Annotated in this window: 20 protein-coding genes; 1 reads left to right on the top strand and 19 read right to left on the bottom strand. The window is 37.1% G+C overall.

Annotation, left to right across the window (positions count from 1 at the left end; all coding sequences use genetic code 11):
* Nucleotide 1: 1 nt before the first annotated feature.
* The 13 genes from AC27HL_RS13695 to AC27HL_RS13755 form a co-directional block, all read right to left on the bottom strand.
* On the bottom strand, nt 2-586 hold the full coding sequence (locus AC27HL_RS13695; protein WP_487081610.1) for an FKBP-type peptidyl-prolyl cis-trans isomerase: 585 nt from the start codon (nt 584-586) through the stop codon (nt 2-4).
* Nucleotides 583-3,243: an SUMF1/EgtB/PvdO family nonheme iron enzyme gene (locus AC27HL_RS13700; protein WP_487081611.1), complete on the bottom strand. Its 2,661-nt coding sequence runs from the start codon at nt 3,241-3,243 to the stop codon at nt 583-585. Before AC27HL_RS13700 ends, AC27HL_RS13695 begins: the two co-directional genes overlap by 4 nt.
* Complete coding sequence (locus tag AC27HL_RS13705; RefSeq protein ID WP_487081612.1) at nt 3,236-4,351, bottom strand: UDP-N-acetylglucosamine 2-epimerase; 1,116 nt, start codon at nt 4,349-4,351, stop codon at nt 3,236-3,238. The genes AC27HL_RS13700 and AC27HL_RS13705 overlap by 8 nt, the downstream gene beginning before the upstream one ends.
* Nucleotides 4,317-5,303, bottom strand: a complete 987-nt coding sequence (locus AC27HL_RS13710; protein ID WP_487081613.1) for an aldo/keto reductase — start codon at nt 5,301-5,303, stop codon at nt 4,317-4,319. The genes AC27HL_RS13705 and AC27HL_RS13710 overlap by 35 nt, the downstream gene beginning before the upstream one ends.
* A 20-nt stretch (nt 5,304-5,323) precedes the next feature.
* The gene (locus AC27HL_RS13715) at nt 5,324-5,989 is read right to left on the bottom strand and encodes a hypothetical protein (protein ID WP_487081614.1); all 666 of its coding nucleotides are present in this window, start codon (nt 5,987-5,989) and stop codon (nt 5,324-5,326) included.
* A gap of 268 nt (nt 5,990-6,257) precedes the next feature.
* Nucleotides 6,258-7,109, bottom strand: a complete 852-nt coding sequence (locus AC27HL_RS13720) for a phytanoyl-CoA dioxygenase family protein (protein ID WP_487081615.1) — start codon at nt 7,107-7,109, stop codon at nt 6,258-6,260.
* Complete coding sequence (locus tag AC27HL_RS13725) at nt 7,102-7,467, bottom strand: RidA family protein (RefSeq protein WP_487081616.1); 366 nt, start codon at nt 7,465-7,467, stop codon at nt 7,102-7,104. The genes AC27HL_RS13720 and AC27HL_RS13725 overlap by 8 nt, the downstream gene beginning before the upstream one ends.
* Entirely contained in the window at nt 7,460-8,374 is a 915-nt protein-coding gene (locus AC27HL_RS13730; protein ID WP_487081617.1) for a Rossmann-fold NAD(P)-binding domain-containing protein, read from the bottom strand. The genes AC27HL_RS13725 and AC27HL_RS13730 overlap by 8 nt, the downstream gene beginning before the upstream one ends.
* Nucleotides 8,371-9,585, bottom strand: coding sequence for a hypothetical protein (locus AC27HL_RS13735; protein ID WP_487081618.1), 1,215 nt, complete (start codon nt 9,583-9,585; stop codon nt 8,371-8,373). Before AC27HL_RS13735 ends, AC27HL_RS13730 begins: the two co-directional genes overlap by 4 nt.
* Nucleotides 9,586-9,588: 3 nt before the next feature.
* Nucleotides 9,589-10,386, bottom strand: coding sequence for an SDR family NAD(P)-dependent oxidoreductase (locus AC27HL_RS13740; protein WP_487081619.1), 798 nt, complete (start codon nt 10,384-10,386; stop codon nt 9,589-9,591).
* On the bottom strand, nt 10,379-11,068 hold the full coding sequence (locus AC27HL_RS13745; RefSeq protein ID WP_487081620.1) for an RraA family protein: 690 nt from the start codon (nt 11,066-11,068) through the stop codon (nt 10,379-10,381). Before AC27HL_RS13745 ends, AC27HL_RS13740 begins: the two co-directional genes overlap by 8 nt.
* A gap of 2 nt (nt 11,069-11,070) precedes the next feature.
* Nucleotides 11,071-11,814 carry a glycosyltransferase family 2 protein gene (locus AC27HL_RS13750; protein WP_487081621.1) on the bottom strand — a complete coding sequence of 248 codons (744 nt, stop codon included), beginning with the start codon at nt 11,812-11,814 and terminating at the stop codon, nt 11,071-11,073.
* A 56-nt stretch (nt 11,815-11,870) separates the two neighbouring features.
* A complete protein-coding gene (locus tag AC27HL_RS13755) occupies nt 11,871-12,104 on the bottom strand; it encodes a hypothetical protein (protein WP_487081622.1) in 234 nt (77 codons plus the stop codon).
* A gap of 417 nt (nt 12,105-12,521) precedes the next feature.
* Between AC27HL_RS13755 and AC27HL_RS13760 the strand changes: the two genes are divergently transcribed.
* The gene (locus AC27HL_RS13760) at nt 12,522-12,704 is read left to right on the top strand and encodes a hypothetical protein (protein WP_487081623.1); all 183 of its coding nucleotides are present in this window, start codon (nt 12,522-12,524) and stop codon (nt 12,702-12,704) included.
* A 337-nt stretch (nt 12,705-13,041) separates the two neighbouring features.
* Here AC27HL_RS13760 and AC27HL_RS13765 read toward each other — a convergent pair whose 3' ends face one another.
* The 6 genes from AC27HL_RS13765 to AC27HL_RS13790 all read right to left on the bottom strand — a co-directional run bounded on the left by AC27HL_RS13765 (nt 13,042) and on the right by AC27HL_RS13790 (nt 25,029).
* A complete protein-coding gene (locus tag AC27HL_RS13765; RefSeq protein ID WP_487081624.1) occupies nt 13,042-14,070 on the bottom strand; it encodes an ATP-binding protein in 1,029 nt (342 codons plus the stop codon).
* An 80-nt stretch (nt 14,071-14,150) separates the two neighbouring features.
* Nucleotides 14,151-15,983 carry an AAA family ATPase gene (locus AC27HL_RS13770; RefSeq protein ID WP_487081625.1) on the bottom strand — a complete coding sequence of 611 codons (1,833 nt, stop codon included), beginning with the start codon at nt 15,981-15,983 and terminating at the stop codon, nt 14,151-14,153.
* A 451-nt stretch (nt 15,984-16,434) separates the two neighbouring features.
* Entirely contained in the window at nt 16,435-17,706 is a 1,272-nt protein-coding gene (locus tag AC27HL_RS13775) for a hypothetical protein (RefSeq protein WP_487081626.1), read from the bottom strand.
* Nucleotides 17,703-18,647 carry a DUF2971 domain-containing protein gene (locus tag AC27HL_RS13780; RefSeq protein WP_487081627.1) on the bottom strand — a complete coding sequence of 315 codons (945 nt, stop codon included), beginning with the start codon at nt 18,645-18,647 and terminating at the stop codon, nt 17,703-17,705. Before AC27HL_RS13780 ends, AC27HL_RS13775 begins: the two co-directional genes overlap by 4 nt.
* Nucleotides 18,648-18,656: 9 nt before the next feature.
* Nucleotides 18,657-21,122, bottom strand: a complete 2,466-nt coding sequence (locus tag AC27HL_RS13785; RefSeq protein ID WP_487081628.1) for a hypothetical protein — start codon at nt 21,120-21,122, stop codon at nt 18,657-18,659.
* Nucleotides 21,112-25,029: a hypothetical protein gene (locus AC27HL_RS13790; protein WP_487081629.1), complete on the bottom strand. Its 3,918-nt coding sequence runs from the start codon at nt 25,027-25,029 to the stop codon at nt 21,112-21,114. The genes AC27HL_RS13785 and AC27HL_RS13790 overlap by 11 nt, the downstream gene beginning before the upstream one ends.
* Nucleotides 25,030-25,114: the final 85 nt, after the last annotated feature.

The following is a 25,114-nucleotide window of genomic DNA, read 5'->3' on the forward strand; positions in this document are numbered from 1 at the left end:
ATCAATCCCACCTATTGCCTGTGTAACTTTTTAGTCTATTGTGTGAATCTTGATCCAAAAAAAATGAAGTATTGAATGAGTCGCTGGACGTTACATCTTTAAAAGAAATGCATTTATCTGCAAGCCATGCCCCTATCTGATTACTAAACCCTTTCTCGAACGATATGATAATTCCATTTTTCTGAAGTCGTGCATTCTGTATGCTCTGGTTAATCTTAGCTTCTAGTTCACATATTGTGTTTTCGCTTGGTTCAAGCTCTATCATGGAAATCACTCTTCTTTCAGAGCTTTTGTCTACTATATCCTCTATCCAAATTTCCAAGAAATGGCCTTGTTCAAGTCTTCTTACCTGAACAGTGCTCCCTACGGTCTGATTAACCAAGGATTCATATACAGATTTTCTTAGATAATCTTCAGTCAAGGACACAGTAACGGCTTTACCAGATAGGTAAGTAGAATAAAGAGCCTCATTATCAGATAACAAATTTTCAGTGCTATCTGCATACCTATAATGAATACTTAGTGTATCCCCATCTTTCGTCTCTACCCCGTTTCCTTTTTTTACAACACAAATGTAGTCACTCAAATTTGTTCCCTTTTCACTAATCTGAAACCTTGCCTATCAAATCTAGATAAACTTGAATCATTTCCTCGATATGTATTCCTCAACATCGTTTCACCGTTCAAAAAGCAACACCCTCTAACAACAAATCTTAATGGGTGTTCCATTTCTTGTTTCAAGTTTGAGGCTTCATATTTATAAAACCCTGTAGAATTTAGTTCACCAGCACAACTATTAGTCCACTCCCATACATTGCCAAGCATGTCTTGAGGCCCCCCATTCCATGGAGTTTTAGCATACGCATAACAACCAACAGGTAAAACTCTTCCTATTCCCGAGCCACTCCAGTTGCAGTTATGTTTATCAAACTCATTCCCCCAAGGATATATGCAATTACTAGGGCCTCTTGCAGCAACTTCCCATTCATATTCAGATGGTAAGTCAATGGTTTGCCCAAGCTTTCTAGATAACCATTTTGCAAATGCTTTAGCTTCGTACCAATTTATTGAAGTTGCAGGAGCATTAGATATTGAAGGAGAATTTAGTAATTTTTCGATTCTCTCCTGTTTTTCCAAAGAGGATAATGAGAAATACTCCCAGTTTTCATTATTTCGATAACCTGACTCATCTTCTACGAATGTAATATATTGTGCCCATGTTACTGGATAAACCGATATACCGTAATTCTCCAACTGACATTCAATATAAGGGGATTCCCTTTGGAGTTGCACGGAGCCTGTTGACTCAAGCACCAAAGCTTCATATTCGGTCAAACCTATTTTGTATTTCCCTTTTGGGATATCGATCCATTTAATATCAGGTAAGCCGTTTTCATTAATCCCGACGCCACTTCTATCATCGCCAATAACACCCAATACTTCTGCCAAAGATTGTCGTTTTGCACAACTTAATTTTTGACCGTCAGATAATACAATTTTAGCTAGCCTTCGATATTCACTTATTAACCACTGATCACGTTTTGACAAGGAATAACCTGAATGCACAGCAGTTTTAATAGCCATAGAAGCTAGCCAAACCAAAAGGTAGCAAGACAAACTATCTCTCTCTATACTCTCTATCCTTTCTAACGCGCAACAAGCAAGGCCAATCAAAGTATGATGACCTTGCTGACTCAGAATACTTTCAGCATAAAGCTCCACGACAGGTATAAAACGATTTGGATGCTTCATAAAACCATCAAGCATCAAGTCATGATTATTTTTGGCAGTAAAACCTTGAACTAAATAATCCGCAGCTAGTAACTCGTGAAATATCCTATGGGAGAAATTAGCAAAGCGATCATCGCTATACATCAAACCAGAATTGGATATTAAAAACTTTTTAAGGGTTTTTGGGTTTACATCCACTTCCAAATTATCAAATGCATACAAAATATCTCCTATAGATATTGTATACCCCCCCTCTCCGGAAGTTTCACTTCCCCCCCCTCCAAATAGGCTATCAAAACTGAGCTTCTGAATTACAAATAAGAACTCTTCGAAACCAACACCTAACAATTCTCTGATATCACTGACTTCATTATTTTTATTGACGGAGTATTCCACTAACCCTCTAATTCCGCATCGAATGATTTCATTTCGCGATTTAACATTCATGCCTTCACAAGTTTTCAGCGATTGAGCAATTAAAGAAATAAACAGTGGTCTTGTTCGTAAATCAGTATCTAATGAGCTTAGAAAATGAACAATCGAACTATCTGTAGCCCCTGTAACTCCCATATCCATTAATACTTGAGTAGCTTCGTTAATCAACATTGGAGCAATTTCGACCTCCAATAGATCTAATATGTCTAGCCTCTCCATTAATTCATGACGAGTAGATATTATTATTTTGCAACCGAGTTGTTTAAGGTTTAGCATTAATCGATTTAACTCATCTACCAAAATATTACTTTCAGCAACGCATAACTCTATAAAAACTTCATCAAATCCATCAAGCACAATGTCAGGTTTGCTATCCAACCAGCGCTTAATAACAAGCTCCGATATTTCTTGGTGCTCCCCCTCAAAGCAATGCTCTATTCCACATTCAAAAAGATAGTTTAAGGATAACTTACCTTCATCTTTAATAAACTTAAAAAGTTTTCGCGAAATAGCTCTCAGTTCAAGATATAACGGCGGGCAGTTGACAAAGTTCTCATCAAACATTTTTGTTTTTTGAAGTGCATAGCTGCGCAATAGAGTAGTTTTACCACTCCCCACAGGTGCAACAACTAATATAGATAACTTGCAATTTAAAAGGTCTAATGCTGTAATATTGATAGCATTTTGCCTCCAACCACTCTCTTCTATAGGCTTTTCAATAACCTCTATATAAGTATGTTGCTCCCTGCCATTGGTTCTTAATGCCGTAGGATCATAACTTTCTATGAGCTGGTTGAGTGCTCCAGATGATGTTAAGAGATCAATTTTTTCAATATCAATAGATATCGGCGATAGGTTGTTTTGTCTCAAATTAATCCTTTCAGATTTTGGTTCAAAAACAACCCTCCATGCACTAATTTGATCATTTCGAGTCTTTAAATCGATGCTTAGATATGTAGGAAACATTAATCTCCCAGCATCTAGCTCTTTAATAAAAAATGACTGTGCGAGTTTATTTAATAAGAGGTTTGATATTGCCAGATTGACTGATTGCAATGATTCATCAATTTTAAACATATTCCCTAACCCAATTGTTCAAACGGTTCAATATCTGTTCAGCTACACATTCATTTCCAAAATCATCAATTTTTCCGCTAAATTGACAGTCAACTTCAGCTATTGCTGATTTGATACTTGCGCCGGGGATAACTTTAATATTGAAATTTGCATCGGTTAACGTGGGCCAAAAAGGCGAGTCTTGAATAACAATACTTCGGGTCCCAACATAAAACCCCTCTCTTTGTAATGCACCAGAATCTGTTACACTAAATCTGCACTTTCCCATTAATTTTAATAATTTTGAGTGGGGCAGCGACCCCGTCACGGTCACTTTTTCATGCTTTAATAATTTAGAATTTTTAAACTCTTCCTCTTCCAGTAATTTAGGATGTGTAATTAGATGAATCGAAAAATCACAATCTATTAAATCTTTAAGAATATTGAAGATTAAATTACAATCATGAATATTCTCGTCCCGGTGCATAGACACTAGAACCTTTTTTTCTTTCTTTTCCCAGCAATTTAATGCAAAACTTGAAGCTAAGTCTTTTATTAAATCACCAATATAATTAGAGGATGCTGCAAATCCTTCTTTAGTTAGCTGAGCAAAATCTTTCCTTGTCGATGCTATATGAAGTTGGCTAATTCTATCAACAATCACTCTATTTAATTCTTCAGTGGTATTGGAGCCAGTTCTCAACCCTGCCTCAATGTGTACTAGTGGAATTGCTAGCCGCCTAGTAGCTAAAGCAGCAGATAGAGTCGAGTTTGCATCCCCAAAAACTACAACAGCCATAGGTTGTATTCGTTTCAGGATCTTTTCGCATTCAACTATCATCTTTGCAAATACTTCACCAGAACTCATACTTTTATTTCCACAGTTTAACGAATAATCAAAATGTAACTGATACTCATCTATATACTGTTTAGCTAAAACATCATCATAGTGCTGCCCCGTATCTATAAATATTAGGGGTAAATTTTGAGATCTATAATATGCTTTTTGCAACGATGCCAATTTGATGTATTGAGACCTTATTCCCGCAAAAACCACCACCGCATTGTCATCAACATTAATAGTTGATTCCGAACTACTTTCCACTAGCACTTCCACTTCTAACATCATAGGTATCTAGGCCCATTATTTGCCTAAAACCAATTCTGTCTTTAAGTTGCAAGTTGCTATTTGCAACTTCATATAACTCGTTGACATCATGAAGAACGTTCTCTGGCAATGGTTTCGACCAACTAGCAATTTTTATTGCATCTTCAACTTTAGTAGCCCCCATCTGGGCAACTCCGACGAATGGCTGAGAAATAGCCCAACGAACAGCAATCTCTTCTGTGCTCATTTGGTAAGAATTAGCCAAGTTTTGTAACTCATTCAACACGAAGCTGCGAATTTTAAGAATTGCTGAACTTTCAAACTCAGGTTTTCTATGTCTTAGATCAGTCTCTGTATTCATTCGAGGTCCTCTATTGGTTAAAAGCCCTCTCTCAATGACTTGATACGCAACAAACTCAGCTCCGATCCTTTCTAATATGGACTGCATATTTTTTGAAACGGATCTATTGATATAACTAAGTCTATTTTGGACTATTCTAATATCAGCGTGCTCGGCGTACTCTATCAACTGGTCATCAGTAACGTTTGACACACCAATTTTTTTGGCCGTGCCACTTTCCACAATTTTTTGAAGTGCAAGAGAAGTTTCTTTGAAGGGAGTATTTAAGTCTGGAATGTGAGAAATATAAATATCAAGAAAGTCTAGGCCCAGCCTATCTAGACTCTCCTCTAGATCTTTCATTACATCATCATACTTTCCTGAAATCTTAAAAGAATCACCATCTCGAACATAACCGCAGCTTGTTGAAACTATATAAGAATCTCTAGGTCTCCCCTTTAAGTACTCTCCTAAAAAGCTCTCTATAGCCCCAAATCCGTATGTTGGTGCCACATCTATGTATTTACCACCAGCCTCAAAGTATGCATCAAGTATTTGTGACGCTTTATCAAAATCCACAGGAGAAAAAGCACTCGTAAATGGAAAAGTTCCCAATCCAGTCATTTTATTCATTCATTAATTCCTTCATTCTGTTATTTCAAAAACGTTGTTTTAGCAAATTGAGGTAAAAAATTTAATAACTCTCTTCTATCAAATACTTTCGAATCACGACCGCTTCCTTTACTCCACCAAAAAGGATGAACCAAAATTTGAACTGTTTTAAATTCTTTTTGATCCACAAGAGGGTTGCCCCACCTCCAACTTCCTGTGGAGTCGGAAAAATAGCTGACATCTTTGTTATTCAAACCTTGATATATTTCTTTGGCACCATACAAATTTACCAATTGAGAAATTGGAGTAGTTGGTGAGTGGTAGGTAACGTATTCTTCTGAAATCATTTCATATTCACTCTTTAATGATTTCAGAATGTTCTTTTTTGAAGGTAGATTCAATAAATGACAGTATAGATCGTGCCCGTAAGACTTTATCTTATCCAGTTTATCAGCTAATCCATCAAGATTAATAAAAGGGGATTCGAAGCAAATAAAATATGAAGCCTTAATTCCTAATTTATGTTCAATTTCAGCACTAAGTATTGCTGCATCAATATCAAGCTCGACATCATGCCTCAACCAAAACCCTTCTTCATATCTACTATATTGCTTCAATGATATGTTTTGATTATATGTAGACAAACAACCTACAAGTAAATTTCTATAATCTTCACCGGACCATTGAGGTTGTATATCAATAAGCATTTACATTCCATATAAAATTTGAATACTATTTAGTCAATACAATATTATTTTAATGGTTTAATGTCTACAGCTATGTATTTGATCATCAAAATATAATTTAAAATCCTTCTATGCTTTTTTGTTTAGCATTTATCCAAACATAAAATTAATTAATATGTTCCAATAAATCTAAAAGCTGGGCAAGAGAGCCACATGCACCATCATCAAGAGTATAATTAAACAGAGTATACTGAAATAGGAACTTTCGAAGCTATTCTAATTAATTTAGCTAGAGTTCTGTAAGAGTTAAATTGATGCCTAAACTTTCTAGTTTTTCTAAAAATGAACTTGAAAAATGACTTTTCCTAATACGACAAAGCTCCCCATAACGAGCATCATATAATTTATTTTCGACTGATTTTTTAAGTTTTCCGCGATTTAAAAGGTGAGCCAGAAATTCACTATGATTAGAGTTCATTGAAGAGACGGTCCACATCAATGAATATTTATCTACAACGCAATCAGACTGCTTTGGTGTGCTCCGATGTAACAGCCTTCCATCCCAAATAACTACATCTCCCGCAATAGATTCAATACGAACTGAATGTTCTTTTATTCGCTTAAAAATATCTAGACTCTTTGAAAAATCAAATTTCCGACTTTGCCACAATTCTTCAGAATGAGACCTTGGTATAACCTCTATTCCTCCGCCGTACATAACGTCGTTTTCTTGCAGAAACATAGAAACTTGAATAAACTCGGTTTTAGAGTCGCATTTAACAACCTCGTCACTACAAAAAGCTTCATCTATGTGCCACGGACTATATGTACCTTTTCTTGCCGTCAAGTTTGGGTACACTCTTAAACTTCTTCCAAGTAATTTTTGTAATACAGAATTTATACTTATATTTACAACTTGATCTAGAAAATCGTCTTCGGCTAAAAAGTCAAATACGGATGCAGATAATAGCGAACTGCCATAAAAGACCCTTTCAAGCGCCTTTCTTAGTTTCGATACATTTTCATTGGAGATAACCCCTCTTAATAATAAGAAGCCATTTTGATTAAAATATTGCAGACCTTTTTCTAAATCTACTTCTTGATTAAAATCTATCACATAACCTTCTTGTACTTTATTCATAACAGTCTATGACCAACTCTACTTTAGCTTGAAATCTCAACTGTGCCGCACCAATAACCGCCCTCGCAGGGCAATAAACTCCCATATATTGACTATAAACCCTATCAAATAAATCGTATTCTTCTAAATCAGTTAAAAAGCACTGTACTCTAGCTATGTTTTTCTTAGTTAAATTAGCAGAAAGTAAAATATCATCTAATCCTTTACAAATATCCTTTGTCTGTTGCTCTATACAACCTTCTATTTTATTGTTTTCTAATAAGCTCCAAGCTTTAATCCCAGAGAGTAAATAGAGTCCATTTTTGCAGTCCACTAAATATGAGTAGTGTCCAAGCCCCTGTAAATACAAATTACTCATTTTCAACCTTCCTGAATAGTAAATAAGCCAATAATATATCTGTACATGATGCCCCTAAAGAAGCGAATACGATTCGCTTCTCTCTGACAGTTTCAATATTGGCCATTCGAGTGAAATCTACTACTTTTGACAAGTGTTCTTTAAAAATCAAAGCCGTACTATCAACCAAAATTTGTGCCATCGAATCAGTAACGATAAAATCTGACTTCTGATATATTTCATAAGACAACTCACTATTCCCTATATATTTAGGCCCAATATTAACAAGTAAGTAACTCTTACCAAGTTGCTCCTCAAAAATAATAGGGGTTGCGCTATTAGTTGCCGTTATAATGACATCTACACCTGAAACTGTTTCAACAATATTCGGATAATGATTGATTGTTATTTTATTTTTCTTATCAAAATCTAATTTAAAAGCTTCATTGTTGTTATATTCGAGAATATTAACGCTTTCAATGTCAAAAAAACGACAAAAAGCTTCAATACACGTTTTACCCACCTTTCCTTGCCCGATTAAAGCGATATTTCTCACACTTTCCCCTAAGATCAAATGACAAGCGGTTAAGGCTATTGCTGCAACTCTCCATTCCCTAATGTATTTTGAGGAAATAAGTATCTGTTTATCATCTTGGTTGTGGTCACAAAGGTAAAATATGTCATGTCCTACTCTTTGGGCATTATTTTTTACGTGGTAACTCCTATAGCCTGATATATGAAAAAGCTCATTTGATATTTCACCAGATGTGAAAAAAAACTGATTATTACATGTCTTTGAATTTATCCTTGCTGGAGAGTTTTTTCCAACATGATCATATTTACACAATAGTGACTTATAAATCGAAACTAATTCTTTTAAATCAATAGCATTTCTTATTTGATATTCATCCAGTTCAGTTAACATCATGATTTCATGACCTTTATGAGCTTGCGATAGTAATCAAATACATATTGGCGATCGTCATTTAGAGAACGCACATAAGTATCTATCGCAGGTAAGTGGGCATAAAAGCAAAACAAATCAAAAAGCTGCTTAAAAAGCCCTTTAGTTTCAAGCTTAATCAAATCATTAGTATTTTTAGAAAAGAAAATTTGTAGCAGCTCTTCAAATAAAGCCCCGCCACGCGAATTCCTAACACTTAAAATATTTTTTTGCAGTCCATTATTTAAATAGACGTTTAGAGCACAGCTAACTAAATTGCCTTCTATCATGTTGAGCAAAATTCTACTATTGTTTCCAAACCTTGCATTAGTCTCAATAAAATAATGATGATTGTCAGTACTGCACTTTTTAGTTTGAATAACCCAAAATCCGGGGCCTGCTGTATTTTTTAAAAGTTCTTTGCCTAATGTATAGAATTCATCATTTTTTAGAATTTCACAGGATGTAGACCAAGAGGCTTTTAAATGTCTTGGTTTATAATTTTTAAACCCAAAAACTACTTCATTATTGTTATCAATTAAATAATGGTATGAGTACTCCTCACTCCCTTTAATGTAACTTTGCAACACCACTACTCTATCCAAACATCGCAAGCGCTTAACGAATAAGTAATACTCTTTTTCAGTTTTTACTTTCCAAACATAAGCAGATGATTGAGAGTACCTTGCTTTTACAATAATGGTCTCGCCAAGCTCTTTACAAGCCTCTTCCCACGACAAGCCATCATGATATAGAATCGTTTTTGGGGTTTTAATCTGATATCTCTCTGCTAACTTAGGTGAGCCGTATTTATCCAAAAAATTCAAAAGGGTTTTATGTTCTGTACAGCAAAGTGATAAACCGAATTCCATAAACTTCGACTTATACTTAGATAATATATATATATCTATGTCATTGGTTGGGAAAATAATTGCAATATCGTTATCTTTACAAATTCGAATTACCGTTTGAACATAGTTGTTATCTTCTTGTTCACTTTCTTCCGTTTCTTCTGAAAGCAACCACGAAAGTTTAGGTTGTTTTACTCCTTTAAATGAACGCACTTTATCACTATCAATAAATTCAACGTGCTGATCATCTACAGTAAAGTAGACTTTGTAATTATCCTTGATAAGTTGACATGCTAATGCATAAGAAGGAGGTAATTGCCCGTTAGGTATCAATATTTTATCCATATTTCAAACCAACTTATTTGGACCGGATAGTGACTGACCGCCATCAATTATTAAATTTTGCCCTGTTATATATGATGATTCTGTCGATAAAAGAAAAAGTACAACTGAGCTAACATCCGATGACGTAGCAGCCCTACCTAGAGGAACATTTTTTTGACAATATTTCGCGATTGAATCAGCGGTTCTCCTACCTCCTTTTTTCACTCTTGGAGTATCTATCTGCGAAGGCGTTACCAAATTAATATTAATGCTATATTGAGAAAGTTCGAGTGCTAGTTGCTTTACCATGCCTAACATAGCGGATTTAGTTGCACTATAAGTAATTGCTCGCCCCCAGCTCCCTCTTAAAGCAGATGAAGACGAAATAAACACTATTTTTCCGAATTTCTTTTTCTTCATATACGAAATAGCATATTTACAGGTATAAAAAGACCCTAAAAGAATCGTTGAGATATCTTTTTCCCAGTCTTCTTTAGATACCTCATTCGTGAATTTAAAAGGCACTCCATCGGCAGCATTATTCACCAATAGATCTATAGAACCGTATTTTTCAACCAAGGAGCTTATTGCATTCTTAGTCGCTTTTTCGGAGCCTGCATCACAAACAAATATTTCATAATTCTCTGAATACAACTTTAACTCGTTATGCAAGGAGTCTCTTGATTCTATATTTTTTACAGTCATCCCGACAGTAGCACCAGCACTTAGTAATTGCTTAACAATATTGGTTCCAGTGCCGCCACCACCAGCGCCCGTAACAAAAGCTACTTCACCTGAAAAGTCATATGAAATATTACTCAAAAACAAACCCTCTGGCCGTTAGTTCCTCCTCGACACCTTCAAACCTTTCAAAACTGCTAATATTTCTCTCTCTCTTTTCAATTTCTAGTATTTCAGCAGCACGTATAGATATTTCTTCGACACGATGAGAAGGAATAATAATTACCCCGTCATCATCTCCCATAACAACATCACCGGGGGTTACATATTGACCTCCACAAGTCATAGGTTCATTTACAGAACAGTACTCCTGTTCAATTGGGTAGTGGAAATTTCTTGGGGTAACACCTATACAGAAAGTATTAAACTTCAATTTCTTAATGCCTGCTGCATCCCTAACAAAGCCATCGATGACGATTCCATCTAGACCTTTCAACTTCATCTTTAAAGCAGTTCCATCACCAAAACAAGAAACCTCTTGGTAGGTTTCGGCAGATATCAGTAAAATGTCACCGGGTTTTGAAAGATTAATAGCAGCTCTTCGAACCGTTAAGTCTTTTCCAAACACAGTTATTGCGGGTCCACACACTGTCATCCCTTCAGACAAAGGCTTAATTCGATGGTCCACACATATATTTTTTCCTAGTAAATCAGCAACCAAAGCTGTGTAACACTTTTTCAGAAGTTCTATCGACTCTTGTTTAGGTCGAACTATTTCTCTTATGATTCTGCCTTGATTAGTATTTTTATTAACGATACTCATGTCTAATTATTCCAATAACCCGATAACATTCTATTTTTGTACGATTCATTAGAACCATGTTGTTCACGTATTTCATTTATAATTTTATCCCCTATTCCAGATAGGTTGTTTTCGTGCATACGATAATAAAAAAGCGGCTCGGGGATATGCTTACCCTCATATCCCATCTCACAAATTTTCTTCCATTTGTGATGTTTAGTGCCTACCTTGATGGATGTATCAAAAGGTAGACACTTGAATAAAGCTTTAGACAAAGTAAGTGCTGTTTCAGGGATATAGCTCAAATCAAAGACTTTATCTAAATCAAATGCTGTAGAGAATCCACCACAAATTAATTCTTCTAACTTGTTAATAAGAAGGTTGTCCGAATAGACAAATGCCAATTTATGGTTAGTTTTTTGCTCATTTTTAAACACATGCAATTGGCTTTCTAGAAATTGAGTCATCAAAAAGTCATCCGAATCAAGGATAACGGTAAACTCACCTTTTACTTGTGCCATAGCATCATTTAAACAGGCAAGTTTTCCCCTATTTTTTGAATGAAAAAGAAAAGAACTATCTCGAAATCTGTGCCTATAATTAGAAAAGGCTGAAATAATTTCAGTAACCGAGTCATCAGTACTTCCATCATCGACGACAATTAATTCAAACTCTTCGGTTCGATTGCTTTGAGCAAAAATTGAGTAAATTGCCCTAGAAATGAAAGCTGAGTAGTTGTAATTTATTACAATAAAAGAAATCAGCATATAACGTCCTCTGTTAAAGTTTCTCCCCATTAAATGAGGAGAAACAAACTAATAATCTAACCAAGCTTGAAAGGTTTACCTCCTTTCCTAACTTTTTGCTGAATTGCGGCCAGAAGCTGAATTTCATCAAAATTCATTGTTCTTAGTATCTCAATATCATCAACATTTACGTTGCCAAATGATACTCCCGTTTTAGCCTCAAGAGCTTTAATTGCTTCCAATGGATTTTTTGAAAATTCTTCAAAAATCTCTTTATAAGCCGATATAGTGTTTATTAAATCACCAGCCATTATAATCTCCATATTTTATTTATTGACACGTGACAACTAGCGCAGATTGTTCAAAAATCACACTACACAAAATTAAACTATATAGATTTAAATGATCGTGTCAACAAAGGGATATGAAATCCCGAATTCTTACAATTCTAATCATGTTTCTGTGCGCTCATATACTTTTGAGAGAAAACCAAGCGTATTTTTTGCTTTCAACTAAAGCACCTTGCAACCTATAATATTTTGACTACCAATTGATTCACTAAAGGTTAAGAGCGTTAAATTTAATATTATTCATAATAAGCCACATGTAGTTAAGCTCTATTTGATTGCCCGAATTAATAACCTATTGGAAGATCTAAAACTAAAAATTAACTTTGAGAAGTCAGTTATGTAGAAATCATTAAGAAAAGATTAAGTTAACGACTAATTATGAAAATCGACAACCCTGAAACGCTCAAACAAGCTTTAGCAAACGCAAGATTAGAAAAGCTCTCTTTTTCTCCAGAAGTTGAAGTGTTATTTCAGCAAGCGCTAAGTGACCCCAATGTTGATACTGATGATATTATGCGACTATTACGCAAACCTTACGTGGACAAAAATGACGCTTGTTGATGTATTGTGGTCCTAGAAAAATACTGCAATATCGAGCTATTGGCGTAAACAAAAAAGCCAGAAAAGTAACCTCTAACAGGTTACTCTTCGACTGCTTACAAAATTATAACCACTCGCAGATTACAATTTCATCCAATTTACAATTATTGCGACAACATAACGTCCTAAAAATTAGGTTTAAAACTAAAGCTTATGACCTCCGTCATACGAAGTTTCATTTGCTATTTTGTGATTCTTAATACTTGCAAGTTGTTTTTCATCGAAGCTTTTAAAGTCACCTCTAAAAGCTGAACCTTTGTCCGCAATAATTTGTCTTGGTAAACCTTTAACAGGCCACTTAGTTGACCACTACAGACTCTATATGTAACCTCGAAAGATCCGATATTGATAAATGATTAAAAAATATGTTTGATTTTATTTTTCTAGTGTAACTACCAACATCTAGTAAATATTTAGCTAGTTGGATCCGCTTGTCATCAACTCGGTCAGATAGCTGGCGGGCCTCTTCAAAGATGTGTGCTCTAGTTGTTAAAATGAACCGTGCATTTTTTGATCTTTTAACCCGCTTAACAAAAGTAGACAAAGCGGAGTCATGCTTAAGAAGAGATTGACGATCAAGTTCTATTCGGCCTAAAAAGTCATCAAAAAAGAAAATGGTAGGAATTTCATCATCAATTCTGGCAAAGCCCTCTTCTAACGAATTTATCGCATAAAACCTCCATCCATCATTCAAATATTTGTAGGTTACCATTTTAGCTAAAGTAGTTTTACCGACTCCCGGTGGACCAGATACGATCAATATTCTCTCGTCTTCAAGCTTTTGAATCGCTTCGTCAAAGCTTGGATTTCGTGCATAAACTTTTAGTTCTTCAAGGATCTCCAGCTTAGTTGAATGGGTGTATGCCTCAAGACCAGATTGTAGAATTCTCTCTAAGACAGCAGAACTCGAAAGCCAGAGCTTTATATGTGACTTCTCAATCTCAGGATTTCGCTTTAGTGCAGCCTCTATATCTTCTCTTCCCCATATATCGTCTGGTTGGGCCAAATAATCACCAAGTAAATTAGCAAGTTCATCACTCTTACTTGGTGTCAACGAATGAGAGGTAAACAATAGATACCTCTCAGGGCGCATTGCACTTAACTTAAATATCTCTTTTTTAACTGCTGTTTTCAGTGACGAAAATGATGAGCCTAAATAGTGTTTACACTGCAAAACAACTGTTTCTTCCCCCACAGAGTGACGTCCATCTACGCCTCCATCTGGCCCCGGACCAAAAGCGGAGAAACGTTTACCAGTTTCTTCTTGTGCTAAATCACGACATAAATCTTCAAAATCAATAGGAGATAGATTTTCCAGTTGAGACATACGCTTTAAAACTTCCCTAAATGTTCATTCTTATTACTATTTAAAACAACTTCTAAACAATACAACCAGAAAATCCATAATCAATCTACCAAGGCTACTATTTCAATCGATAAATCAAGCAACTCAGATTTTTTTACGCCTTCTTCTTCATAAGTTGAGCACTTTATAATTTTCTCAGCGCACATACTCGGCCAAAACCTATCTATCACGTCATCAGGTTTCATACCTACAGCGTTTCCTATAATTTTTTTTGCATCACAAGTATCTGTGTATTCAACTGAAACGCCCGATTCTTGTTTGACTAGATCTGTACATAGATAGTTTTCTATTTCTCTTTTTCGAGTTGAATAAAATTTTCGTCCTTGCGCCTCTACTTCTGCCTTACGCTTCAGAATTGACTTTACTTGCTCAGGGGTTCCGCCTACATCTGAGTCTAGAAAAACGCACCAAGGCAAACCAAGATCGTCAGCTAAATTGTGAGTTACCCAGTGTTTTACGTTTCCACTACCACCAGTTTGGATAGGTACGATCCCTAGCTCTTCGATGCTATTAGCTAGATGTCCTGAGTTTTTCAAAACACTTGTCGTATGGCGAAGGAAAATAACATCTGATTTACCCTCCACAAGTACTACTCCTTTAGCCCTTTCCATGCCTGTTTCAGGCAATATACCGAGACTTTCAGCAGCTTCTCTTAACACTTCATCACAAGGCATTCTCACAATAGGCTTACCATCTTCGCCTTTGGTTACATAACGAACGCCACCTTGAGGAATTAACCCTGCTAATGCTGGTACATGCGTTGTAACCAAAATTTGCCTGTTATCATGATCAGACAAGTCCAATAGTGCTTTCATTAGCAAAACTTGGTAATTAGGGTGCTGGGAAGTCTCTGGTTCTTCAATCGCATAAATAACATTTCGCCTACCTTCGACAGCAGCTTTTTCAGCTTCAGCTCTGAAAAAATTTAGTAGAATTAAACGGCGTACACCGCTACCACGCTTATTTATGGGAATCCCATTTTCACCATCCAAAGAAAAATTAAAGGTCCACTTTGGCTTATCCTTGAAGCGAGGTTTTAACTCATTGGCTAAATCTGGAGCCATTTCTCTTAATTTATCAAGAGTCCTATTGGCAACATCAAGAACACTATTTTCAATATCCTCCTCAATTTCTGAAATTTTATCTTGTAATGCCGCCTGCGCATCTTTTACTGCTTGTTGAAGTGGACTTTTCGCTTCGGTATCACTATCACTGCTTTCTCTATCTGCTTTAAACAAAGCAAATGTAGGCAATTGATCTTGAACTTTTGACCAAATCGACTTTCCTTCTGTAGAAAGCTCTTTCTCGACATTTAGTAAAACTTCTTTCAGTTCTAGCGGCATTGATTTTTCTCTAATAGCATTTCGCCACAATGAAGCCACGCGTTTGTCACCAACTTCTTCATCAGCGCCAAGCTCTTCCCCAAGTTTTTTTAACTCTGATATTTTTAAGCTAAGAAGACCTTGAATTTTTTCATCAATTGGATGCAAACATCGTATAAGAGTTTTATCTGGTTTTCCTGATATTGTTGATTTAAATACCTTTACTATTTCAAGATATCCATCTGTATTAAGCAATAATTCCTGAGATAATGATGTTTCTACATTCTCATCGAGTACTATTTTATTGGGTAAATCGTCAAATAAGCATGCAATTTCAAAGGTAGTTTTACCTTCATCTAACTGAAAACAGTTCATATCATTTTTGTCTGCCTTAACTCCATCACTTTCAAAAAATATTGCCAAAGCTTCCAAAATTGTCGACTTACCGTAGTCATTTCTTCCAACAATACCAGTCATAGACTCATCAATTGGGATTATCACTGTTTCTTGATACCCTCTAAAATAAGTAAGCTTTACAGATTTCAAACGCATTATTAACTTCCTTATTAATCTAAGTTGGGCTGGTAAAAATACCGATGGGTAAACATTGAAAAATATATAACAAATTAGTTTATCTAAACACAAATTGAATCAATAAAATGTCAATATTTTAATCTATACTCGATCACGCTGTTTCAAAAAAAAGGCGAGCACTCGGCTCGCCTTTTCAGATCACTTTATTCACAAACTTAATTCAATTCACAAACTCTATTAAAACGTTCACAAACTTAATTAAGCATCGACAACTAGTGTCAGTCGGGAATTAAGTTTGTGACTAGCACTTTTTGTATTCCAAAGACTTAGCTAGGTCATTTTTGTAATTAAGTTTGTGACTCATGCCTATATAGAACAGTTCAAGGCACACAGATATTGTAATTAAGTTTGTGACCACCTTTGCCTACACTGCCAATACTATTTCGACATTGTACGACTATTCGTTTAATTATTGTAAAGTAAGGCGCTGTTTAGGGGATTGATAAAAGTCCTCATCACCGATTCTCTTTATCGCACTACCAATAACCTTATCAGCCTGGGGATTATCGATTAAATGTGATGAGTGTTCTCTTGGCGAAATCACTGACTTCAACTCTTTAAACGAAATCAAACTATGTGGAAAATAAACATCTATTGAATCGTCTTCTTCTTTGACCTCTTGTATTGCCTCTCTCCCTAAATGGTTAGCGGCATTAAAGCACTCATTACAAACCTTTATTTCCGTTGCTAACGATTCAACCTGAGGGTCATACGAAAGAATCCCTTTCACTTCAAATACCCACGGGTTATTCTTAGACGGTTTTAAACATGCAAATTTAGATCTTTCGCAACATGGGCAATGCCAGTCACTCGCATACCGATTCCAATAACGACCACGTGTGTTTGATAAATGAGAAACCTGACCATCACTAGGTTTTGAATTTGTTGCCGACTTTGGATTTAAGCGCCAGGAAGAATGATTACCTTTAAAGGGAACTGTATTATAAAGAAGCTTTTCAGGGTCATAATCTATCGCTTTTAACCCCCGTTGTTCAAACCTAAAACTTGCAATTTTCTCTATCTGCTTAGCTGTGGATGTTGATGGTTGGTACCAGTGCGAATCGCTTGCAGCTAATTCGGCAATATACTCGGCCAATTTCATACGTTTTTCAAAGGCGCTGACATTTTCTTTCCATATTGATCTGGCGATTTCCACATCAATTTCATGTCCCTGATTGTCAGAAGGTTTAACAAAGAGCCCAATTTCCTTTGGGGAATACGAAAAATCACAGTGTGTTTTGACAAGCTTTTTCGCAACACCATCTGCCTTATTACAATCAGAACAGATCACGGTATTATCGTAAGCTGAAATTGCAAACGAAGTTCGAATCGCAAAGCGCTCTGAAAGCTCTGTAGCCACAACGTGATCTTTTTCTGAAGAAATTTTTTCAAATAATCTACGTACAACATCTTTCATATGATCATGATGCTCATGTAACTGACACGAAGCAAAGCTTCGCCCATCCAGCTTAGCAATTTGAAACTTACTTCTTGCACATGCTGGGCATTTCCAGTCCATAGGAGTCCTAACCCACCATTTGTTCATATGAATACCTTTGGCGTCTAAGTTCTCAATTATACTTTTGGACAAAGGGGAAAACTCGGCGTCAAACCAAGGGTTTCCACCTTTTTCAAAGTACTCAACCAGCGCATCTACACTCTCAAACTTTTCAACACTCATCGTCCACCTACTCGACCAAAAATTTCTATCCCTGACTTCGCTGTTCTGGGGTAGTAAGAACACAACTCCCCAGCATCCGATAGTCTACGTTTAAGATGGAAGCTACCTCTATCTTCATACATTTGATAAAACTCAATATCATTTCTCGCCTCTAAGGCCTTTAAGACGGTATACATAAGGCTACTTTTACAGCGAAGACCAAAAGTTATTTCTGTCATTTTTAATGGTGAGGCATTGAGCCCTTGTGACCCGAAAAGTCGCCATTCACTTTCGTATTTCCAGGGCTCTGCTTTTTGAAGCAATGTTTTTGTTTCGAGTTTGCTTTTTGCCTCTGCATTACCATCCAATAAAGCTTTTACAACAGTACTGGTTTTGAGTGTGCGATCGCCACCGTACACAACTCTGTGTAGCTTTGGTTTAGGCTCTCTATCAAGGTTATAGCCGATCAAGATGCCTTTATGTTGGTCGGCATAGTGACTCCACATTAACGGGTTGTCTGGTTCAGTGGAAAAACAACATATTCCTTTGTCGTTCTTGCGAATCAATTCACGCTGTATTTCTGAAACTAACAACCAATTTTCAGCTTCATCAGTGCCAACCTCATAATCAGGATTTGTCGCATGGTAAGCCAGTTCACCTAACATTTGTTCAGCAGTTTGTTGCGCTAAGTTTTGAGCATAATTCACTGATTGCTCATTGTTTACTTTGACACTTTTTAACGAATGTAATGTCTCAGCTTCTGTTCTTTCTTTAATTAACAACGAAAGCACCTGTCGCAATTCTTGATTTGCCGAATCGCTTTCCAGTCGAGGCTGGCAGTCGAGAGGGTCGTTAAAAGCAGAAGGTGCTGAAAAGTACATTTCATCATTACATAAAGAGTCAATAGTAAACTCGTCAATCGCACGATAACGATAAATCATGTCTGGCCTTTCTATATTCATCGGAATTTATTACCTCTCAAGCAGGTCTGCGCCCAGTGACTGATTTGGCTCACTTTGGCAGTCTCGCCAACGCCTTATCAATGTTGCGACACATGGGTTTCCTGCAAGTTGATTCATCCTTACCCAGTCAACATCAACTAAGGCTGCTATCAACTCAGGACTAAACTCTCCCATCAAACTATGCCATTGCCTAATACTTGGCTGGCGAGTAATTTTATTCTTAGGTGAAGCAATACCGCCGACAACAAAATAGTGCTGTTCTTTGTCGTACCATAGTTTAGATATACCCGGGATATCTCTTACCCACCCCTTCGCATCTCGCAAGGGTAGCTGTAACACATAACTCAGTGTTTCATCCCACACAGATATAAGCTTAGTATCATTCTTAGGTTTTCTTTCTTCGTCAGTCAAATCTGGATACTTGTTTAACTTCCACTTATCAAACATTAGTGACTTTATTTTTCTATAGGTACACTCTTTTGTGCGCTCAGCAACAAGCTCTTGCAGCGCGCCCCTCCAAAAAGCCATTAACAAACCCAGCTCATTACCAAGCTTTTTACCGTCAGTCTCTCTAATAATATTCTCTGCAACTAACTGCTCAACAATCTCTCTCACTTCTTGCTCTTCAGGCAATAGCCAATGCTTAAGTTCGTACATTTTTTCTTGCTTGAGTAACTTGTCCCTTGTATCGACAAGGCCATCGGGCAACATGTGAGGTGTTTCATACTTAGGGTCTTGAAACATCACGCTAACGTTAGTTTCATCCTTTTCAATCACAAACGTTAATCGTCTGGCAAACTTAGTTAGCTTTTCATCAGGGCTACCAAACCCCTGCATTACAACTTCGGGTCTATAGTTATATGGCCACTGACTATGCAACAAGCCAAGTAGCATCGCTACAGACAAACCAAACTCACTGAGAAGTTCATCACACAACGTAGTCCTTTCTTTGTTTGGCGGGTCAAAAGGAATAAGTACTGGACGATCGACCCTAGTCGTAAATAAATAACCGTCAGTTATGACAATATGATTTTCATTGAATAAATTAGCTTGCTCAGGAAAAGTATCATCAAGCTTAATTTTAGTATTTAGTAGTACGTGCTTTAGCTCGAGCTCTTTAATAACGACCTCTAGCTTCATACGGAGCTCTTTATCTTTACCCTTTATATCTAACTGTTCAACTGTGTAGCGATAATAATCAGAATCTCCTTCTGGGCTTAATATGCCGTCATGTTCAACTAGTAAACCTTTTTCTACAGGATCTGAGTCCAAGTCGTTTGGGTTTACATTAATATGTTGGCACGCAACTTTATGCCTCAGTTTCAAGGTAAGAGGGTACCGATCATCTACAACATTTGGAGTCTGATCTAATAGCACCAATACACGCTGATCTGGCTGAAACTTTATGTCGTCTAGTTCATCTGGATTAACAGAAGGAAGTACATTTAATTTTGCCCCGATGTTTTTTGCATCAAGCAGTTTTTGCAACTTTCCAACAACTTCATCGGTAGTAACGGTTTCAGACACCCGTAAATCAATAACATCAATCACCTTATCTAAACGAAGACTAGAGAATGAACCACGATTGGCGCTGGTTTTATATTTTGTTTTGATTGGTAAAGGGCTTAATTTAAGTTCTTTAGGTATTAATTCAAAACCATAATTAGCAGCTTCAGCAATAAAGGCATCTTGCACAGGTTTTAAAATATATGGCCAACTTCTCTCTAAAGCCTTTGCAGAGCCGACATCTAAGAACGCTCGTTGAGTTCGCTTATTTTTACTTTTCCTTATCTCTTGGTAAGTAGCACCTGATAACTTTTCCTTTGAGCTAGGAAGGTAACGAAAAAGGACATTATTCTTACTGTACTTCCATAATGAGCCTCGCCAACCAGATTTCGTTTCGCTTGGCTTCACTTCTCGTAGAGGAATATTCTCATGAAATAGCACAACCTCCGTTGCCTCTCCTGACTTCAGCAGTTGAGTTCTGCAATCCAAGCTAATGGCATTTATACCGCCAGATGCACCACCTTTACCAGACCACTTATCAACTTGAAGTAAAGGACGCCCCATGGTGTGGCTTCCCGCGCAATGGGCGTCGAACGCTCTCGCTTTTCTCATTATTAGACGAACCCAAACAGGATTTTGATCCGATGAGTATCGAACGCGTTTGGGTGGTACCTGAATTCCATCATCATTAATTATAATCGGCGGCTTAGCGGATTCATCGGCAACGGCAACAAACAAGCCAAATTGTCCCTGATAGCTTTTCATTAAATAAGGAGTATGGTTCTCTGGTGCAGAGAGTTGATCATCAAGCCCTTGCTCCCAGACTTTCCACCGGAATGTCTTTTTCAACTCATAGTGGTACACAACTAACTTTTGTGCTTTTTCAGCATCAATTAAGTCATCGCGGTATATCAGGTGTGATAGAGGCAGTTTCTTTACCACTACATCTTTATTATTCTTACTGCTCATCGTATTCAACTCCATGATTATTTATAACGCGTACTAACTCTTCAAAACCTAGTGTAAGTTCTTCATAAGCAGCCGAGGAGAGGCAACCGTCCAATACAAATATTGATGCGTTTTCTTTAGTGCTAGGACGCAAAGCTTCATCAAAACAATGAAGAGGTTGTCTCGCATCTCGTCCAATAAAATTGGTAATGACTAGTTTTGCATTTTTGCCGTATACGGTTCGCAGGTTAGCTAACTTATCGATTAAACCCAAGGGCGCATCGGAAGCAACGGCTCCTGCTGCTAACCAATCTTGATATTGCTTATCTGCATCATCAAGCGTATTTGTACCCCAGAATTTTGCATCAATATAAAAAGGCTCATTTTTCACCTTAAAGTCTACTAATTCGAGCGCCCGTATATCATCTAAGTTTGCATCTGTTTCAATTTCTTCTTGCGCTAAACAAGCTCTCACCGCTTCTTCCCCAAGGCGTCCCTGTAACAATCGCTGTGTAACTTTCGGGTGGAAAATATACATTTCTTCTAGCGCATTACCAGGTGGATTAATTGAAGTTCTGTAACCTCGCTTATTGAACCAATCGAGTACTGCTGAAGATTTCTTTATATGTTCATATAATCGATTAGGGTTATATTTGATCCTTCCTGGTGCAGGATCTGAGAAAAATTGCCACGTGTCTGGGTCATACCAAATATTTTCAGTTAATCCGGCTTCTGGCTTTTCTATACATGCCCATTTGTGCAACTCTGTATTTAAGCGAAATGAGTTTTTCAGTGGCTTCCATGCATAATCTAGCTGTAGAACGGCTCTTCCTAAGTTTCGCCAAATAGAAGCAATGTTTTGTATGTCGATACCTTTACTACGTGCCTCTCTCAGAGCAGGTACTAGGATAGTATCTATTAATTTTACTGCCTCATCACCGGTTTGCTGCGGTGTCATGAACAACGATATTAAATCGATATCCGCCTTGTCCTGACGCGTTAAAAGCATATCAATAAGCTGATTATTAAGATCTGAAATTTGCGGCTTGTTATTTGTATATTCAGGTAAAGCCGCAAAATCCGTTAATACTCTCGCTAAGTCTTGTGAAAGATGAATTTCAACTTCTGGAACTTCTACCCAAGCTCTTTCTATCCTGCCAACCTGTTGTTGTATATCTGCAGCTGTATTTTTTATGCAGTCAGAGCTTCGCTTGTAAACATCATTTACAATAGATAGACCTTCTTTACGGTTTTCCATGATAGGTAAGATAAATTGCTGATGTTGTCGCCGTGAGATATCACCCGCCCTCATCAGTTTTTCTAGATTACGCAATTGATAACCGGCATGTGCCAGTTGACTCCCGCTATCATCATGCTCTGATTGCGAAAAGTAAAAATGCTTCGATTCAAGTAAATAGAGGCAGGTTAAATCCATCTGTTTATTGCTTGTAGCATCGATAAAATCTAAATTTATCCCATTTGTTGCTGAGGCAACCTGCGTTAAAACCAACACTATTCTGCCGGTATCAAAAGCAGCTTGATACGCTTCATAAAATCCTGAGCGTTTTTGAGATTCTGCTGCAAGCAAACAAAGCATAACCTTTTGCCCATGGACCGTTACAGGAATAAATGTATCCTTAAAAGAGGCTAGTATTTCATACTGGCTTTGCTCTATATCTAGTGACTTATCTTTAGTAAACCATGTTAAATAGGACTCGTTTTCTATGCCATTCAACCACTTTTTAAAGAAACGAGTTGAGTTGACAAATGCTAATTGTCCCTTATGCGCAGATCTCTTGCCCGCTTTTTCAACAACATCAAGTAAGCCAAGTAATATACTCAAACGGTGTTTGAAAGTAGTCTCAGGTATAGGTAGATCACCATCTTGGAAAAATGAAGGGGCTAAACTAGCCTCTAGCTCACTATATTTTTCGCTCTCTCGTTCTTCATCAACAATTAGTGTTAGCTTTGATTTTCGGATGGCTTTTTTTGCTTTAATGATTTGAGCAATGACTTGTTGCTGCAAAATTCGGTCTTCTTCAGTTTGAATATACGGAATAGGCTTTTTAAACCAAGACTTGGGGCGGTCTATAAACTCTTCACCTATAGTACTCTTAGTTATAGATTCGTTTCTAGCTTCGGCAATATGTTGTAATGCAGACTCTACCCACCTAATGTCGAAAGAACCTACAGCTCTTTCTATACATGAGGTTGCTGACAAACCAAAGACTAAGTTTCTACTACATAATGAAACCAGAACACCTTCTGGTGTAGTAGGTAAAAACGCCCGGCGGATCTGTAGTCTATAAGGATCGATATCTGCGTCACTAGCATTTTGTTTCAATTGCCAATTAGCTAAACCATAAATATTAGCGTGTGAGTTAGGCAATAAGTTCGATTTACTAAGCTCTTCGAGTTCAGCTAAATCTGCGCGCGGTAATGAAAACATAGCAATGCTAGGTAAAGCTGAACCGTAATACGAAGGGCGATAATCATTAACAGCATCAAAAAGTAAGTGGCTCAGCTTATACAGATAATCTTGTGCATCTTCTAGTGTTCCTGATAAATCAGATAACATCAGGCTAAAACGCCTGATAAATTGTTCCATCAACCTTAAAAATTCATCAACATGGATCCCATTTTCCGATACCGTTTCACTTGGGGTCATTACCTTAACATCATAACCACAATCACCTCTTGTCATTGAAAGCCGATTACTTGTCACTAAATGATCGGAGCGAAACAAATACTGCGTTTTAAATTCTTCCTCTTGTCCTATTGGTACTAACAAAGCCCGAGCATCCGATAAGTTAATCGACTTTTCTTCAAGCTGTTGTTCGAGATCATTAATTAATTTTTCTAAACTATTACTGATCGTTTGAGCGGGCTCTTTATCAACCAACTTCATTCGCTTCAAAAGACGTTTACCGCCTTCAAGTAATTGACCTAAACATTCCGGTGGCTCTTGCACCAATTGTGCTTGAGATAGCGCCTGTTGAAGAACATCAGCTTGATAATCAAACTCATCGATAAAAATAACATGCCCATTAAGTTCACCACTCGACATACGCACTTTGCGCTTGCCATCATAAAAAGAAGAAAACATTTTTTGAGTAGTCATGATCAATAAATGCTGCTGCTCATCATGCCAAGCAATTGCTGGGAAAACGCGTCTAATCCAATCGTTTCCCCTATATTCTCTTAATCGTTTATGGGCTATTTCAAGCTCTTGATTGTCTTTGCTATCACGACGAGAGAGTAGCTTTACTTGACGCTCAAGCTTCGCCATATTTTTAAGTAATAGCCGTTCAATAGTGGAGCATAAACGACCTATTTTTTCTTCATCTTGTTGAACATAGTCGCTAACATAATTCGAACCAGCTTTAATGCGCTGGACTCGAACAGCCAAGCTTTTCAACTTTTTGCATAAACTTAACAGATCGCCTTTAAGATCATGTTGAGCAAACAATCCTCGACTCTGCATGTTTTCAATTGATTCAAAGCAGCAGGGAAAGTCTTTAGCGCTTGTTTGTTCTTCATGTGGCAATGGTGACTTCGTAACTGCAGCAATTAGGTTGTCATCCTGAGCATATAAAACAGAGACTTGCAAAGGCTCTCCGCTTGAGTCGGTCTGCTTTGATGCTTGATGAAATACATCATGAAGTATATTCCAACGATGAGTAACAAAGATTGACTGGTAGTTAAGGTTTCTTATCGATTCAAGCGCAGCAAGAGCACCATCTTCAAACCCTTTGGTGTGCAAAGAGCTGCTTTTACCGCCGCCAGTAGGGCCTTCTATCGTGCAGAACCCTGCTATATCGTGACGGTTATACTTTCGGCTTTTTGGGGACTGGACTGCAAGTTTAATTGCTGCAGCTACTGTATATTCAATAATAGCGTTATACGAACGCATTTGTGGTGTGTTCATTTTCTTACCTCATTCATTTCGGGTTATCGAGGTTAAGCTCAACTTATAGTTGAGCATCAAATTGTAGTTACGCATAAATGGCGCA

The organism is Colwellia aquaemaris, assembly GCF_057548755.1.